Source organism: Bradyrhizobium sp. Y36 (genome assembly GCF_002531575.1).
GTDB lineage: Bacteria > Pseudomonadota > Alphaproteobacteria > Rhizobiales > Xanthobacteraceae > Bradyrhizobium.
Genome location: NZ_NWTI01000032.1, coordinates 1 through 15,520, shown reverse-complemented (window position 1 = coordinate 15,520; position 15,520 = coordinate 1). Strand labels below are relative to the sequence as shown.

Below are 15,520 nucleotides of genomic sequence, written 5' to 3'. Positions count from 1 at the left end.
CGATGTCGCCAGGCAAAACCTCGTCCGCCGTCGAGACCGGCCTGACGCATCTCGCCGTCAGCCTGCGTGCCGTGACGAAAACCTACGACAACGGCGTCATGGCGCTCGGGCCGTTCGACCTCGCGGTGCGCAAGGGCGAGTTCATCTCGCTGCTGGGCCCCTCCGGCTGCGGCAAGTCGACGGTGCTGCGGCTGATCGCGGAGCTCAGCGCGCCGTCCTCCGGGATCGTGCGGGTGGCGCGCCACGAGGGCGAGGCGTTGCCAGGGCAAGTTCTGCCAGGTCACGGCATCGGTTTCGTGTTTCAGGAGCCGACCTTGATGCCCTGGACCAGCGTGCGCGAGAACGTGCGGCTGCCGCTGAAGCTTGCCGGCGTACCCAAGGCGGATGCGCGCGCGCGGGCCGATGCGGCGCTGGCGAGCGTCGGGCTTGCCGATTTTGCCGATGCCTTTCCACGCGAGCTCTCCGGCGGCATGAAGATGCGGGTGTCGCTGGCGCGGGCGCTCGTCACCGATCCGGGTATCCTCTTGATGGATGAGCCGTTCGCCGCGCTCGACGAGATCACGCGCTTCCGTCTCAACAACGATCTGCTCGCGTTGTGGCGCAAGCTCGGCAAGACCGTCATCTTCGTCACCCATTCGGTGTTCGAATCCGTCTATCTGTCGCAGCGCGTGGTGGTGATGACGGCGCGGCCGGGCCGCATCCAGGCCGACATCCGCATCGAGACGGTCGAGCCGCGCGGCGAGGCGTTTCGCACCTCCGCCGCCTATTCCGACTATTGCCGGAAAGTGTCGGCGGCGCTGGCGCCGTCCTATTCAGGGCAATCGACGCTATGAGTGCGCAGGCGACCGCAACCACGAAGCCGCAAGGCGTGCAACGCGCGATGCGCCTGGTGCTTCCCGTCATCGTGTTCGCGGCCGGTCTCATCGCCTGGGAGCTGGTGGTCCGCATCAAGGGCATCCCCCCTTACGTGCTGCCGGCGCCGTCCGTGATCGTGCTGACCCTGATCAAGGACTGGGCGGTGCTGTCGCAATCGCTCGCCACCACGCTCTTGACCACGCTCGAAGGGTTTGTCGCGGCGAGCGTCGGCGGCATCGCGCTGGCGCTGCTGTTCAACCAGTCGAAATGGGTGGAATATTCGCTGTTCCCCTATGCGATCGTGCTCCAGGTCACCCCGGTGATCGCGATCGCGCCGCTGCTCCTGATCTATCTGGAACAGCAGACAGCGGTCGTGGTCTGTGCCTTCATCGTCGCCTTTTTCCCGGTGCTGTCCAACACCACGCTCGGGCTCAATTCGGTCGATCGCAACCTCGCCGGCCTGTTCCAGCTCTATGGCGCCTCAAAGCCGCAGACGCTGCGCTTCCTCAAGCTGCCCGCGGCGCTGCCCTACATTCTGGGCGGCCTGCGTATCGCCGGCGGCCTGTCGCTGATCGGCGCGGTCGTCGCCGAGATTGCGGCGGGAACGGCGGGCGCCGGCTCCGGGCTCGCCTACAGGATCGCCGAATCCGGCTATCGATTGAACATACCCCGCATGTTCGCAGCGCTGCTTTTGTTGTCGCTGGCCGGGATTGTCATCTATGGGGTGCTGGCGCTAGTTTCCCACCTCGTTTTGCGGCGCTGGCATGAGAGCGCTCTTGGAAAGGAAAACTGATGGCTGCCGGTTCGATTTCGTCCGAAAAGATCGACCTTCTGATCTATGGGCCGGTGCGGCCGATCCTCGAGAACGGGTTTTCCGATCATTTTGTCGTGCACAAGGCCGAGACGCGCGGCGACCTCGAGCGCCTGACGCCTGCGATCCGCGACAAGATCCGCGGCGTCGCCGTGACCTATCACACGGTCCGCGCCGACAAGGATTCGCTGTCGCAGCTGCCCAAGATCGAGATGGTGGCGAGCTTCGGCGTCGGCTACGACCATATCGACGCCAAATACGCGGCCGAGCACAACATCATCGTCACCAACACGCCCGACGTGCTGACCGAGGAGGTCGCCGACGTCGCGATGGGCCTTTTGATCTCGACCCTGCGCGAGTTCATCAAGGCCGACCGCTACGTGCGCTCCGGGCTGTGGCAGACGCAGAACTATCCGCTCAGCGTCGGCTCGTTGCGCGACCGCAAGGTCGGCATCGTCGGCATGGGCCGGATCGGCCAGGCCATCGCGCGCCGGCTCGATGCCTCGCTGGTGCCGGTGGTCTATCACTCGCGCAACCCGTCCAAGGACGTCTCCTACAAGCACTACCCGGATCTGATCGAGATGGCGAAGGCGGTGGACACCCTGATGGTGATCGTGCCCGGCGGCGCCTCCACCAACAAGATGATCAATGCCGAGGTGCTGAAGGCGCTCGGCCCGCGCGGCGTGCTGATCAACGTGGCGCGCGGTTCGGTGGTGGACGAGCCGGCGCTGGTGCAGGCGCTGAAGTCCGGCACCATCCTCGCTGCCGGCCTCGATGTGTTCGCGGCCGAGCCGACCGTGCCGGACGAGCTCAAGACCATGCAGAACGTCGTGCTGCTGCCGCATATCGGTTCGGCCTCCGTGGTGACGCGCAACGCGATGGACCAGCTCGTGGTCGACAATCTCAAATCCTGGTTCGCCGGCAAGGCACCGTTGACGCCGGTCGCCGAAACGCCGTTCAAGGGGCGCTGATGACAGCTCTTCGGGTCGTTGCATTCGCCGTCGCGGCCCGCCTGGCCGCGATCGGCGCCGTCGCGGCTCACCTGGCCGCGATCGGTATCGCGCATGCGCAGGATACGACGACCCTGAAGAAATCGATGCCCGGCCAGTGGGAGCTCTCGACCACCGAGCGCAGCAAGACCTGCGTCGTCACGATGAAGGGCGACGCCGCAGGCCAGGGCTTCAAGCTGGAGCTCGAGCCGGCCTGCAAGACCGCGCTGCCCTTCACGAAGGACATCGTTGCCTGGAGTGTCAGGGGCCTCGACATCGTCCGCCTGCAGGACGCGAGCGGTGAAGCCGTGATCGACTTCACCGAGGTCGAGGCCGGCATCTTCGAAGGCCTGCGCCAGGGCGAAGGCGTCTACATCCTGCAGGATCTCGCTGCAGCTCGCTCGATGGCCAAGTCGATGGACCAGATGATCGGCGACTGGGCGATGGTGCGCGGCAACGGCCAGCCGGTGTGCGGCTTGACGCTGACCAACACCGAGGCGACGCCGGATAATTTCCAGGTCTTCCTCAAGCCGAAATGCGACGCGGCCATCGCGCAGTTCAACCCGACGCAATGGCGGCTTGAGCGCGGCCAGATCATCCTGATGTCGAAATCAGGCGGGACCTGGCAGTTCGAGGCCGACGACAATGCGCAATGGCGGCGCGTCCCCGACACCGCCGATCCCCTGATCATGCTGCGTCAGTAGGCGGCCCCGCGCCACGGTCCGCGGCGCCGTGGCCGGTGCCGGCAACGACGCCGCGATCGATCTCAAAGGCAACGCCGCCGTTCCGAATCGCTCCGATGTCTTGCTCCCGGGCGAGCCGCGTCAGTTGCAGCGTCCGACGGTGCCAGCGGCCGCGCCGGCCTCGAAATCACCCGGCGTGACCGCGCGCCCGTCAAACAGCACTCCGATCTGGTTGCCGATGCCGAACTGATCGGACCCGCGCCGGCGTTGATTGAGCAACTCGACGATGTTCCATTCGTCGTGCGAGCCGTAGCTGAACGTCACCGCGGCGCGCAGCGCGTAGTGGTTGCGGAAGCCTCGCTTGCTGAGCTTGCCGGCGGTGACGGCTTTCATCAGGTCGGGGTCTGTTCCGAGCCGCTGATCGAAATAGGCTTCGATCCTGTCCGCATCGTTGATCCCGGTGAGGCCGAAGAACTGCGCGAAGTCGGCGGGGCCCGTGAAGTAGAAGAAGTCGAAGTCCTCGCCATACCCTCCGCGGCCTTCGAGGATCTGCGTCCACATGTACATGTAGTCCGCGCCCGTGGCCGTCTCGGGCAGATTGCCCTCCGCGCCCGGATTGAGAACCCAGGTCGAGGTCGCGCCAAATCGTTGCTCGATCCGCTCCTTGGTTCGTTGCGCCACCTCCCGGTTCACGCCGAAATAGCTGCCGCCCAGGGTCGAGAGCGGGATACTCAGATAGCCCGTCATCTTTCCGGTCGCGCGCTGGTCGGCGAGCAGCTGCCGGACTCTGGCGACATTGGCGGTGATGGCGTCGCGGTGGGTCGTCGTGACGCAATAGCAGATGTTGGTCAGGGTGCACGCGGTGGTCTTGTCGGTGGGCGTCGGCCAGATGGTGTTGAGGATTTGCGCAAGACGCGCGCCACCCTTGGCAAGCTGGTCGCGTTTCAGATTGTCCTCTCGGGCCGCATAGGCCGGCGGGTCCGCGACATGCACGTCCCAGCGGCCGCGATCCGCGCCGGAGAAGGTGAGGCCGGCAAAGGCGGCATGCGAGGCCATGACTGTATCGCTTGCCCACGTCGCGGCCATGGCGTCGATGGGGCCCGCCGTCGTGCTCAGCGCCTTCGCCTTCTTGATCAGGTCGGGACTTGCGGTTTCGGCGAGATCCGCCGGAATCGCGTCCCACTGGGCGTGCAGATTGTTCTCGGCAGGGCCGAGCAAATTGCCGCCCAGCGTCTCCGTCGCGGAATCAAGTCCTGCCTGGTCAGGATCGACGAGCTGGCCGGATCGGTCGAGGTAGACGGCGCCGACATGCAGCGGCTGGTGCAGGTCGCCGACGAAATGCGCGAGCAGAAGCAAGGCTTCTTTCTTGTCTCGGATGGAGAACGGCAGCGGCGCCGGCTGGCCGCGGAGCACCGCGATCGCGGCGTTGATGGCACCGACGATGTCGTGGTTGCTGGTGCCGACATAGCCGCGCTTGTAATCGTCGTGCTGGATGGCGACATCGGCGAAATGATAGGTCTCGTTGCAACCGTGACCTTTCGCGTAGTCGCAATCCAGCCAGTTGCGGGACACATAGTCCTCCATCCGCGCAATCTCTGCCGGGGTCTCGAAGGCCGCGCAGGGGATGCGGTATTCGGGCTTCGTCGGCGCGTATTTGAAGCTGCCGTCGGGCAGGCGTGCCACGCTCCGCACGCAATCGGCCCAGGGCCCAGCGACGCGAAGCTCGACGCCGAGAATGGCGGCGACCTGCTCCTTGGCGTTGGCCTTGAGCAACTGATCGGCGATGGCGCCGGTTACCTCATGGCCCTGATAAGCCCAGGCGAAGGCGCGCTCGCTGAAACTGATGAAGGCGATCGCGGCAAGGACAACAATCCGAGCGGCCATGGGCGGTCTCCGAAATAATGGGACATGAAAACGAGCCCGCGCGCCGGCGCGGCGGTGTCGGCTATGACGCTATCCTAAATCGTGTGACGCAATTACTACAATCTTCGTTAGATTAGGCGTCGCCTCGCCCTAAATCAACCGCATCCCGCGCAGGCTGGCATGCCCGCTTTTGCCGACGATGATGTGGTCGTGCACGGCAATCCCAAGCGGCTTGGCGATGTCGATGATCGCTTTGGTCATCTGGATGTCGGCCTGCGAGGGCGAGGGATCGCCCGAGGGGTGGTTGTTCAGGACACGCTGGAAGCCACCTATCGCATTGAGAAATTTACACGAACCGCGTCTGCGAACGGCGACGGAAATAGGGGCTGTAATCGGTGACGGCTCGTGATCATCCCGCCAACACGCGTTACGTCACGGTCGATCCTTTTGGAGCACACCGGCTCACTGCATTTTCGAGTCTGCTTGGGCGAGCATAACGGACATCGCCGAACCCGTGTATGATATCGCAGATATGCCATGAACGGACTAGGCAGATACGGGGATGTTCGACGCAAACACCTAGGCTGTTCAAGGACGCCATAATGTGTGCCATGATTACCCGTCAATCGTGGGGGTTCGCAAATCGAGTTTGATTTTGCAGCAAAGAGCTTCGGAATGGCGGAAGAATGGACATCGCGGGCGTACAGTATTTCAGGCTCGCCCGGGCCGGCTTCCAACGACCTCGAGACCGACCGTGCTGCACTCACGACGCTGGTCACGCTAGCCGAACAACATGCGCCGCTGGATAACGCCTTTTTGGACGCACTAAACATCCCTGTCACGCCCTGGGTCGCATGGCAGATGGGCATTTACACGGAGCACATCGCGGTCAACACCGAGCATGCTCTGGTGGCCGCTAGACTGGCACTCTGGGCGGCATCGAGGAGCAAAGACCAAGCTAGGGTGCTTGCGAACATGCTGACTGCGGCCAATACGTGTTTTCGCGTCGGTGAACGCGACCTTGCAGAGACCCTGTATGAAGAAATCTTGGTGTCCCCGCTGTCAACCGGCACCAGCGAAAGATTCGGTGCCTATACGGGTATGGCGAACGTCAATCTGTCGCGGGAAAATCTTCGCGATGCAGCGTACTATTTCGACAAGTGCTTAACCAGCGTGCACCTGATCGTCGACGAAGAGGGACGGGAGGGGTTGTTCGTTAATGCGGCGCACTGCTACCTGCACTGCAGGGACGCGGGTGGTGCACTCGTTGTCCTCGCGCGCTTAAATGCAGATCTCGCCGAAAAGCTGGAGAAAGAATTGACGACGCAGCGCCTATCGCTAGAGGAGAGGTTGTTGATTGTCGCCCGGCTGCACGCATTGGGGGCCGACGATAAGGCTGACACACTGTTTGCTAGTTGGAACGAGGAGCCGCACGCATATGACTGAACAGGTTTCTATTGGGATAGAACTTCCGACCGGTGCGTCTGCGCTTGTCGAAGGAGTAGTCGCGGATCTTGGCAAGGACGCCAGCATCGATCTCAAACAACCAAAAGTCTCAGGGGACACCTCGGCTGACCTAACGTTCGATCCAGTATCAGGTTTAACAATCGGCTGGTTCCTGCTGAAGGTCACGGGCGAAGCTGCCATCGCGCTGACCGGAGCGATCATCGGAGAACTCGTGCACAAAAGGCTCCAGGAACGCAAGGCGCTTGCGCGCAAGACGGTGCGGTTGCGATTTCCGGATGGCGCAGTCTACAACCTCGTGGTGGATGATCCTCAGAGCATGGCGCGGCTGCAGCAGATGATCGCCGAAAGGGCGCTGCGGTGAGCCATCTCGCCGGTTCGGAGGCCTTTGGTCGGGCACTGACTGACACCCTGATCATCTATCTCGATCTAGATCAGAGCGCGCTTGGCCCGACCCCGCCGGAAGTGGGCGCAGCCGTGTGCCGACTTCTGGGGCTCAGAGGTCCGGACATTGCGTTGGCCCCCGAAAAGGAAACGGTCGACGACATCTATGCAATCGCGCATGCCGACCTCGATCGATTCCAACGAAATGACCCGAGTGGTCGTGCCGCATTGATCTTCGTCGCATACGTGTCCACGTTCTTTCACGAGGCTCGGCATGTACACGACTTGCTGTCGACGGGATTCGGCCTGGACATACTAGCGGCTGAATTCAATTACTATCAGAATGCACTGCCCTTAGTCGGGCACCTTCGCAAGTGGCAGGTCAGTACTAGCCTGTCCGTTCCGATGCCTGTTGCGGTTGATCATCCCGCGATCCAATCGTGGACCCCTCGAGCAGCTCGCCTTATCGAAGGCTATACTACACTTGCTTCACGGCTGGAGCGTGCGGGCGCGCCGGATCGCGGCATCTATGGCTGGATGAGCAACATTCATCTGCTGGAGGCTAGTGCCGGCACGGTGCAACTCGATATCGCGCACGACCTTTTCGGCGACGAGGGCATTGTGCTTTTCGATCAGCTAGTACGCAGGGGGGCTAGCGCACGCAAGTACATGTGGCTGATCAACGACTTTGTTGAACTGATCCAACAGCGTAGCAAGGCCCGCGAACAGATCGGCCGAATGATGGCTTTTCTGCTGTGGACATCGTTGCAAGGCGGCCGGGGCGACAGCAGCGAGCCCGGACTCTCGCCAGTTGCCTTCTTTCACGCAGCCGCCGATTTCGTCAGTCGGCGCGCTGACCGTGCCAACAATGTCGAGCAGATGCAGTTGTTGCTCGATGAATTCTGCACGTTATGGAAACTGCCGCTGTCGGCCGTCACGCTAACAGCCAATGAAAAGCGAGTGCAGATGCGAACCGGCAAGTTCGCTCAGGGATGGCAGGCGATCGATGAGGCGGCGCCTGCGCACTTTGCCGACATTTTCGTCGGCCTCAGCGATGCGCATTTGCGGTTGACAAAGCAAATCCAAACGATCCCAGAAATCTATTTCGTGGGCAGGTTTTATTCGCACGCAATATTGTTGGGACACCTGCCGGGGCTGCGCGTCGATTTCAAGTTTGGCGACATTAATCACACGGCGTTCACGCCAGGCCAACCATGCCTTGACCCCGCTGTTTGGGACAAAGCGGCGCTATACGCCGCCATCCTGAGCGTACTCTTGAAGGGGCGCTGTACGTTTCCGATCCCCTATCTGGAGGACCGAGCATTCAGGTTCATGTCAGACGAGCTTGGACTACGGCTTAAGGATCGAAATTTTGATTTCTGATTAAGCAGGCTTTCGCGCGGTTGCATAAAGCTTGATCTGATAGATCATGTAGAATGAAGTCTTCCCCCTATGCCCGCGTTGGGTCAAAGCGAGAAATGGCCTGCCGGGCAAATGATTCCGCTCCTACCCCAAACACAGACATCAAGTGGAGTCTGCAACAGGGGCGGCTTGCCCAGGCGTCAAATCAGCTTCAGCCTCTTCAAACTCGCATGCCCGTTCTTGCCGACGATGATGTGATCGTGCACCGAAATGCCGAGCGGGGCGGCGATGTCGATGATGGCTTTTGTCATCTGGATATCGGCTTGCGACGGCGTCGGATCGCCCGAGGGGTGGTTGTGCACGAGGATCAAGGCGGTCGCCGATAGCTCCAGCGCGCGCTTGATTACTTCGCGCGGATAGACCGGGGTGTGGTCCACCGTGCCGGTCTGCTGCACCTCGTCGGCGATCAGCTGGTTGCGCTTGTCGAGGAACAGCAGCCGAAACTGCTCCTTGTCGGCAAACGCCATGCTGGAACGGCAATAGTCGATCACCTCGTTCCAGGACGACAGCGCGTTGCGGCTGTTGACCTCGCCCTTGGTCACGCGGCTCGCGGCTGCTGCAATCAACTTGAGCTGGTTGATCGCAGCCTCGCCGACGCCGTCGACCTCGCGCAGGCGCGCCACCGGCGCATGCACGACCTCGGCGAACGAGCCGAAGGTCTTGATGAGCGCTTTCGCCAGCGGCTTGGTGTCGCGCCGCGGCAGCGCCGGAAACAGCGCCATCTCCAGCAGCTCGTAATCGCTCAGCGCATCCGCGCCCGCATTGTAAAAGCGCTCGCGCAGCCGTTCGCGATGGCCGTGATAATGCGGCGCGTCCTCCGGCTTGCTCTTGTCGTGGTCCGGCTTGGCAGGCATCGGCCGCCAGCATCGCCGGGGGCCTCTGTTTTTGCAACCGTCAATTGCGGGCCGGCGCGCCGGTGGGCTTCCAGACGTTCGATGCCAGTGCGGGTACGGTGACTGCAACCACGCCCGCGAGAATGAGTGCCATTCCGGCAAGGCTGGACCAAGTCAAATGCTCACCGAGAATGGCGGTGCCGAGCGCTACGGCGAAGCCCGCGCGCAGATAGCTGCCGCTGGTCGTGCCGAGCGGACCGAGCGTGTGGATCAGCCGGAAATAGATCACCATCGCAAAGGCCGTACAAACCATCGCCAGGGCGATCACGGCGGCGATCGCCCGCGCGGGCGGCGGTGCCAGCTCCCACGGCTGTTCGAGAACGGCGGCGGTCGGGAGCATCAGCACCGCGGCGCAGCTCATCGCTCCGGCCGCCGTGACGATGGCAGGGAGCCCAGCGAAGCGCTGCCCCCAGATCGGCGCGAGCGCGTAGCAGAGGCTGGCGCCGAGCACGGCCATCTGCGCCAGGGGCGCAGTTGTGCCGACTCCGGACAGCGCATCGATGCCCATGGTCAGGGCCACGCCCGCAAGGCCGAGAGCAACGCCGACGACCTTCCGGCCGCTGATTGCCTGCCGCCCGCGTCCGGTCATGACGGCGATCGCCAACACGAACATCGGCGGGGTCGCATTGAGCACGCCGGCGAGACTGCTCGCGATATGCATCTCGCCCCAGCTGATCAGGGTGAAGGGGATCGCGCTCTGCAGCAGCCCCTGTACGAAGAAGGCGGCCCATACCGATCCGCGGCGGGGCAGGGCATGTCCCTGCGCAGCGGCGACCAGGATCAGGAGCAGGGCCGCGATCGTCACCCGCGCGGCGACCATCGTGAAGGGCGGAATTGTCGGGATCGCGATCTTGATCAACGTGAACGAGCTGCCCCAGATCAGCGAGAGCAGCAGCAAGAGTCCGATCTCGATCGCGAGCGTGGTTGGTCGTGACGTCGTCGGTTCGGCTTGCTTGCTCATGCGATCTGCTCCTGCGGCGCTCGGCACCATGAGCCGGGGCGGCGGGGCAGGCTGGCCGAATTCGGACCTCATCGCCGGGTCGAGTCCGATTTCAGCTACTCTGTGCGCTATGCCGCGTCTATTCTGCTGCGATGACGACAGGCCAGGCGCAGCGGCAAACGCTGCCACCGCATCTCGACTGGGACACCTGCGACCGGGCGCGCCTTTCGCGTGCGCGCGCGTTCGACGGCCTGTTCTTCTCGGGGGTGCGCTCGACGCGGATCTATTGCCGGCCGGTCTGTCCGGTTCGCCCCGCACGCTCGGAGAACGTCACCTTCTACGCAACCGCGGCGGCTGCGGAGCGCGCCGGCTTTCGCCCGTGCCTGCGCTGCCGGCCGGAAACCGCGCCGGGGTCGCCGGCCTGGATGGGGACCGCCACCACCGTTGCGCGTGGCATGCGCATGATCAACGACGGTTTCCTGGATCGGTCATCAACGACGGAACTGGCTGAAGCCCTCGGCGTCGGGCCGCGTCATCTGCTCCGCCTGTTCATACGGCACGCCGGCGCGAGCCCGAGCGAGATCGCTGCGACCCGCCGCGTGCAGGAAGCCAAGCGCCTGATCGACCAGACCGAGATGAATTTGGCGGAGATCGCGTTTGCTGCCGGTTTCGGCAGCGTTCGTCGCTTCAACGACGCTTTTGCGGCGACTTACAAGAGGGCGCCATCGTCATTCCGCCGCCGGCGGTAGCCGTTGTGCCGGGCTCACCCGATCTGCTTCTCGCCGTGCCGTTCCGACAGCGTGAAGATCTCGACGCCCGTCGCCGTCACGCCCACGGAGTGCTCGAACTGCGCCGACAGCGAGCGGTCGCGCGTCACGGCGGTCCAGCCGTCGGAGAGGATCTTCACATGCGGCTTGCCGAGATTGATCATCGGCTCGATGGTGAAGAACATGCCGGGCTTGAGCTGCACGCCTTCGCCGGGCCGGCCGATATGGATGATGTTCGGCTCGTCGTGGAACATGCGCCCGAGGCCATGGCCGCAGAAATCGCGGACCACGCTCATGCCCTGCGGCTCGACGAAGCTCTGGATGGCGTGGCCGATGTCGCCGGTGGTGGCGCCGGGCTTCACCGCGGCGATGCCGCGCATCATCGCTTCATAGGTCACCTCGATCAGCCGCTCGGCCTTGCGGGCGATCGGGCCGACCGCATACATGCGGCTGGAATCGCCGTACCAGCCGTCGACGATGAAGGTGACGTCGATGTTGACGATGTCGCCTTCCTTCAGCGGACGGTCGCCGGGCATGCCGTGGCAGACCACGTGGTTGAGCGAGGTGCAGGTCGAGTAGCGATAGCCGCGATACATCAGCGTCGCCGGAAAGGCGCCGTGGCTGAAGGCGAAGTCGCGGACGAACTGGTCGATGCGCTCGGTCGGCACGCCGGGGCCCACGATGTCGGTGAGCTCGTCGAGGCACTTGGCCACCAGCGCGCCCGCCTTGCGCATGCCGGCAAAGGCGGTCGGTCCATGCAGCTTGATCTGTCCGGTCTTGCGCAGCGAGGTATCGGTGGCTTCGACGTAGCTCATGCTTGTGCGGTCTTCCGGGCTGATCTCGATATCGGCGAAAAGGCTTGATTTCAGGCCCTAATTTAATGATTGCGGGCTTTCATGCAAGCCGACCGTGGTCCTTGGGCCCGAAAGCGGGCCTAATTCGGGACTTCTACGGTGGTTTCCACCGGCAGCGCGCCGCCGCGGATGCGGATTTCGCGGACCGGATAGGGAACCCGGATGCCCTCGCGCTTGAAGGCGTCCCACAGCGCCAGCATCACGTCGCTCTTGACCTTGTCCATGCCGTCGGGATCGGCGATCCAGAAGGTCAGCGAGAACTTCATGCCGGCTTCGGCGAACTCGGTCAGGATACAGGTCGGCGGCTTGCCCTTTTGCGCGCGCGGATGGGCTTCCGCGGTCTCGGCGGCGAGCTTGCAGACCAGCTTCGGGTCGGCGTCGTAATTGGTGCCGAGGGCGATCTTCACCAGCGTGTTCTTGTCGGTATAGGTCCAGTTGACGACCTTCTGCGTCACCAGATCCTCGTTCGGCACCAGGAACTCGCGGCCGTCGCCGGCGGCGACGGAAATATAGCGCGTCTTCATCGCGCTGATGCGGCCGGTATTGTCGCCGATGGTGACGAGGTCGCCGGGCTTCACCGACTTGTCGGCGAGCAGGATGATGCCGGAGATGAAGTTGGCGACGATCTTCTGCAGGCCGATACCGATACCGACGCCGACCGCGCCGGAGAACACCGCGAGCGCCGAAAGGTCGATGCCGACAGCACCGAGCGCGATGACGATGGCGACGGCCAGCAGCCCGATGCGGATGATCTTGACCAGCAGCACCTGCACCGACGGCGTCAGATCGCTGGTCGCGTTGATCCGGCTCTCGGCGAAATTGCTCGCGATGTTGGTGGCCCAGAGCGCGATGAGGAGCAGCGCGCCGGCCTTGAGCACCAAGAGCGGGGTCAGCCTGAGGCCGCCGAGCACGATCGCGAAGGAATCCAAGAGGTCGACGGTGGTATCGAGCTGCCCGAGGATGGACAGCGCGGCGATGAACCACGCCGTGATCGACACCAGGCGGACGATGAAGGCATTGCGCAGCACCGAGGTGACGAGCCGGATCACGAGCCAGGCCAGGCCGAGCTTGGCGGCGACCATCAGGAGATAGGAGCGGCTCGGCCAGGTCGCGTGGTACATCACGAGGCGCGAGATGATCACGAGCAGCGTGAACACGGCCGTCGAGGCGCTGGAGACCATCACCCGGGCAAAGTGCCGGAGCGGCAGCGGCCAGCGCATCGTCAGCGCGGTCATGTCGATCCGGTTGCGCACGCCGGTCTCCGCCGCATAGGCGACGCCGGCCGCGGCGAGAATGAGGCCGAATTGCAGGTAGAACCAGGGTGAGGAGATTTCAGCCCCGACGCTGCGCGCGGTGGTCTGCACGAACTCCATGAAGTCCTTGAGGTCCATGTCCATCGGTCTCGTCGGCAAGCAGGGAAGGAATTGATTCGAGGGAGCCGCAGAATCCCATAAAGGGCGCAGGCAGGCCATCGATACACCGGCATGTGATGTACGTTAAGGCCGTAAAATACGGGCAGATTGCCGCGAGACGCGAAAATGGGTTGGCGTGCACAGGCGGCGACGATACAGATGCCATTCCTGCCGTTTTGACCTGGAAGGTGGATGGCCTCTCTCGACTCCGTCAGCCTCGCCATATTGCTCGGCGCCGTCCTCGTCATGGCCGGCATCCTGTCGAGCCTGCTTGCGCTGCGCTTCGGCGCACCCCTGCTGCTCGTCTTCCTCGCGGTCGGCATGCTCGCGGGCGATTCCGGTCCGGGCCAGATCCAGTTCGACGACGTCCGCACCACCTATCTGGTCGGCTCGGTGGCGCTCGCGCTGATCCTGTTCGACGGCGGCCTGAAGACGCGTTTTGCCAGCATCCGCACCGTGCTGGCGCCGTCCGTGGTCCTCGCCACCGCCGGCGTGCTGCTGACCGCGCTGATCACGGCGCCGTTCGCCAAATTCGCGCTCGATCTCAACTGGACGGAATCGCTGCTGGTCGGCGCCGTGGTGGCCTCGACCGACGCCGCCGCGGTGTTCCTGCTGGTGCACACCCAGGGCCTGCGCCTGCGCCCGCGCGTCGGCGCGACGCTGGAGGCCGAATCCGGCACCAACGATCCCTTTGCGATCTTCCTCACGCTCATGCTGGTCGAGTACATCTCGCTGGGATCGAGCTCGGCGGGCCATGTGGCGATGGAGTTCATCCAGGAGGCGGTGCTGGGCGCCGTCGTCGGCTTCCTTGGGGGACGCCTCGTCGTCATCGCGCTCAACAAGGTGGCGCTGCCGCAGGGGTTGCACGCGCCGTTCGTGACCACGGGCGCCCTGGTGATCTTCGGCGGCTCGCAGATGATGCATGCCTCCGGCTTCCTCGCGGTCTATCTCGCCGGCATCATCATCGGCAACCGGCCGACGCGCGCGCATAATTCGGTGGTGGCCTTCCTCGATGCCGCGACCTGGCTGGCACAGATCGTGATGTTCGTGCTGCTCGGCCTGCTGGTGTCGCCGAGCCGGCTGGGGGCCAGCATCGTGCCGGCGGTCGCCGTCGCGCTCGTGCTGATGCTGGTCGCGCGGCCGATCGCGGTGTTCGCCTGCCTGGCGCCGTTCCGCTTCAACTGGCGCGAGAAGACCTTCATCGCCTGGACCGGCCTGCGCGGTGCGGTCGCGATCTTCCTGGCCTCGATCCCGATGCTGGTCGGCCTGTCCAAGGCCTATCTCTATTTCGACGTCGCCTTCGTCGTCGTCATCATCTCGCTGCTGCTGCAGGGCTGGACGCTGGCGCCGGCGGCGCGCAAGCTGCACGTCGCGCTGCCGCGCGCGGAGCGCGGCCCGCGCCGTGTCGAGCTGGACCTGCCGGGCCAGCTCGAGCAGCAGCTGGTCGGTTATCCCGTGCGGCCCAAGAGCCTGTATTTCCGCCGCGGCCTGATCCCGTCCTGGTCCAAGCCGACGCTGGTGATCCGCAACGAGAACATCCTGACACCGCTGGAGGCCGACCCGATCGCGCCCGGCGACTACATCTACCTGCTGGCGCCGCCGGAAAAGGCCGAGTCGCTCGACCGCTTCTTCGTCGACATGCAGCCGAGCACCGCGCCGGATCCGCATCTGCTCGGCGATTTCATGGTCTCCGGCGAGCACACGCTGGCCGAGCTCGCCGGGATCTACGGCGTCAAGGTGAGCGAGGATGAGGGCAAGCTGACGCTCGCCGACTATTTCGACGTCCATCTCGACCGCGCGCCGAAGGAGGGCGCCGAACTCGCGCTGGACGAGATCGTGCTGGTCGCGCGCAGCATCTCCGGGGGCCGCGTCAACCTCGTCGGCCTGCGTCTGCCGGAAGAAGACGAGACGCCCCCGCCGCTGACGCGCGCGCAGGCGGTGCGGAAGAAGCTTTCGGACATGTGGGCCTCGGTGGCGGGGGTCTAGCCACTTCGCGAGAACGGTAAGCGCGCGACAAAAATCGCGGTGTCATTGCCCGCGAAGGGGCAATCCAGTATTCCAGAGGCGGGGGTGGCTGAACCGAGAGGCCGCAGCGTACTGGATGCCCCGGTCACGTGTTTAGTCCGGAGACATGGCTGACACCTGTTCGGACACATCACTGACAGGTGGGTCGTTGGTCAAGT

At 64.0% G+C, this 15,520-nt stretch carries 14 protein-coding genes and 1 pseudogene; 9 read left to right on the top strand and 6 right to left on the bottom strand.

Annotated features, from left to right (window positions below; all coding sequences use genetic code 11):
* Positions 1-2 precede the first annotated feature (2 nt).
* From CO669_RS33045 to CO669_RS33030, 4 genes are read left to right on the top strand one after another with little or no spacing between them, the layout of a single operon-like run.
* Positions 3-833, top strand: coding sequence for an ABC transporter ATP-binding protein (locus tag CO669_RS33045; protein ID WP_097666572.1), 831 nt, complete (start codon positions 3-5; stop codon positions 831-833).
* On the top strand, positions 830-1,648 hold the full coding sequence (locus CO669_RS33040) for an ABC transporter permease (RefSeq protein WP_097666570.1): 819 nt from the start codon (positions 830-832) through the stop codon (positions 1,646-1,648). Before CO669_RS33045 ends, CO669_RS33040 begins: the two co-directional genes overlap by 4 nt.
* Positions 1,648-2,637 (top strand): 2-hydroxyacid dehydrogenase, encoded by a 990-nt coding sequence (locus CO669_RS33035; RefSeq protein ID WP_097666568.1) that lies wholly within the window; start codon positions 1,648-1,650, stop codon positions 2,635-2,637. Before CO669_RS33040 ends, CO669_RS33035 begins: the two co-directional genes overlap by 1 nt.
* Positions 2,637-3,359, top strand: a complete 723-nt coding sequence (locus CO669_RS33030) for an AprI/Inh family metalloprotease inhibitor (RefSeq protein WP_097666566.1) — start codon at positions 2,637-2,639, stop codon at positions 3,357-3,359. Before CO669_RS33035 ends, CO669_RS33030 begins: the two co-directional genes overlap by 1 nt.
* Before the next feature lie 120 nt (positions 3,360-3,479).
* Here CO669_RS33030 and CO669_RS33025 read toward each other — a convergent pair whose 3' ends face one another.
* Together CO669_RS33025 and CO669_RS33020 are read right to left on the bottom strand one after the other, a co-directional pair.
* Positions 3,480-5,222 (bottom strand): S1/P1 nuclease, encoded by a 1,743-nt coding sequence (locus tag CO669_RS33025; RefSeq protein ID WP_097666564.1) that lies wholly within the window; start codon positions 5,220-5,222, stop codon positions 3,480-3,482.
* Between the two features lie 129 nt (positions 5,223-5,351).
* Positions 5,352-5,516 (bottom strand): annotated as a pseudogene (locus CO669_RS33020) (JAB domain-containing protein); the annotation flags it as partial.
* 360 nt (positions 5,517-5,876) lie between these two features.
* Here CO669_RS33020 and CO669_RS33015 point away from each other — a divergent pair.
* Genes CO669_RS33015 through CO669_RS33005 form a run of 3 tightly spaced genes read left to right on the top strand, consistent with a single transcriptional unit; the run spans position 5,877 to position 8,432 of the window.
* The gene (locus CO669_RS33015; protein WP_097666560.1) at positions 5,877-6,647 is read left to right on the top strand and encodes a hypothetical protein; all 771 of its coding nucleotides are present in this window, start codon (positions 5,877-5,879) and stop codon (positions 6,645-6,647) included.
* Positions 6,640-7,029 (top strand): hypothetical protein, encoded by a 390-nt coding sequence (locus CO669_RS33010; protein ID WP_097666558.1) that lies wholly within the window; start codon positions 6,640-6,642, stop codon positions 7,027-7,029. Before CO669_RS33015 ends, CO669_RS33010 begins: the two co-directional genes overlap by 8 nt.
* Entirely contained in the window at positions 7,026-8,432 is a 1,407-nt protein-coding gene (locus tag CO669_RS33005; protein WP_097666556.1) for a hypothetical protein, read from the top strand. Before CO669_RS33010 ends, CO669_RS33005 begins: the two co-directional genes overlap by 4 nt.
* A gap of 179 nt (positions 8,433-8,611) precedes the next feature.
* Here CO669_RS33005 and radC read toward each other — a convergent pair whose 3' ends face one another.
* A complete protein-coding gene (radC, locus tag CO669_RS33000) occupies positions 8,612-9,325 on the bottom strand; it encodes a RadC family protein (RefSeq protein WP_097666554.1) in 714 nt (237 codons plus the stop codon).
* Positions 9,326-9,365: 40 nt separating this feature from the next.
* A complete protein-coding gene (locus CO669_RS32995) occupies positions 9,366-10,325 on the bottom strand; it encodes a DMT family transporter (protein ID WP_097666552.1) in 960 nt (319 codons plus the stop codon).
* A gap of 131 nt (positions 10,326-10,456) precedes the next feature.
* Between CO669_RS32995 and CO669_RS32990 the strand changes: the two genes are divergently transcribed.
* A complete protein-coding gene (locus tag CO669_RS32990; protein ID WP_097666550.1) occupies positions 10,457-11,053 on the top strand; it encodes a bifunctional transcriptional activator/DNA repair enzyme AdaA in 597 nt (198 codons plus the stop codon).
* Between the two features lie 14 nt (positions 11,054-11,067).
* On the opposite strand, the gene map is transcribed toward CO669_RS32990, so the two are convergent.
* Both map and CO669_RS32980 read right to left on the bottom strand, forming a co-directional pair.
* Positions 11,068-11,886 (bottom strand): type I methionyl aminopeptidase, encoded by an 819-nt coding sequence (gene map, locus CO669_RS32985; protein WP_097666548.1) that lies wholly within the window; start codon positions 11,884-11,886, stop codon positions 11,068-11,070.
* A 119-nt stretch (positions 11,887-12,005) separates the two neighbouring features.
* Complete coding sequence (locus CO669_RS32980; RefSeq protein WP_097666546.1) at positions 12,006-13,322, bottom strand: mechanosensitive ion channel family protein; 1,317 nt, start codon at positions 13,320-13,322, stop codon at positions 12,006-12,008.
* 207 nt (positions 13,323-13,529) lie between these two features.
* On the opposite strand from CO669_RS32980, the gene CO669_RS32975 reads away from it, so the two are divergent.
* Complete coding sequence (locus tag CO669_RS32975) at positions 13,530-15,323, top strand: potassium/proton antiporter (RefSeq protein WP_097666544.1); 1,794 nt, start codon at positions 13,530-13,532, stop codon at positions 15,321-15,323.
* Positions 15,324-15,520 lie beyond the last annotated feature (197 nt).

Bases quoted from the DNA above. Each gene is read 5' to 3' on its own strand.
- CO669_RS33045 (WP_097666572.1), top strand. From the start codon at position 3: ATGTCGCCAGGCAAAACCTCGTCCGCCGTCGAGACCGGCCTGACGCAT.
- CO669_RS33015 (WP_097666560.1), top strand. From the start codon at position 5,877: ATGGCGGAAGAATGGACATCGCGGGCGTACAGTATTTCAGGCTCGCCC.
- CO669_RS33030 (WP_097666566.1), top strand. From the start codon at position 2,637: ATGACAGCTCTTCGGGTCGTTGCATTCGCCGTCGCGGCCCGCCTGGCC.
- CO669_RS33035 (WP_097666568.1), top strand. From the start codon at position 1,648: ATGGCTGCCGGTTCGATTTCGTCCGAAAAGATCGACCTTCTGATCTAT.
- CO669_RS32995 (WP_097666552.1), bottom strand. From the start codon at position 10,325: ATGAGCAAGCAAGCCGAACCGACGACGTCACGACCAACCACGCTCGCG.
- CO669_RS32980 (WP_097666546.1), bottom strand. From the start codon at position 13,322: ATGGACATGGACCTCAAGGACTTCATGGAGTTCGTGCAGACCACCGCG.
- map (WP_097666548.1), bottom strand. From the start codon at position 11,886: ATGAGCTACGTCGAAGCCACCGATACCTCGCTGCGCAAGACCGGACAG.
- radC (WP_097666554.1), bottom strand. From the start codon at position 9,325: ATGCCTGCCAAGCCGGACCACGACAAGAGCAAGCCGGAGGACGCGCCG.
- CO669_RS32990 (WP_097666550.1), top strand. From the start codon at position 10,457: ATGACGACAGGCCAGGCGCAGCGGCAAACGCTGCCACCGCATCTCGAC.
- CO669_RS33010 (WP_097666558.1), top strand. From the start codon at position 6,640: ATGACTGAACAGGTTTCTATTGGGATAGAACTTCCGACCGGTGCGTCT.
- CO669_RS33040 (WP_097666570.1), top strand. From the start codon at position 830: ATGAGTGCGCAGGCGACCGCAACCACGAAGCCGCAAGGCGTGCAACGC.
- CO669_RS33025 (WP_097666564.1), bottom strand. From the start codon at position 5,222: ATGGCCGCTCGGATTGTTGTCCTTGCCGCGATCGCCTTCATCAGTTTC.
- CO669_RS32975 (WP_097666544.1), top strand. From the start codon at position 13,530: ATGGCCTCTCTCGACTCCGTCAGCCTCGCCATATTGCTCGGCGCCGTC.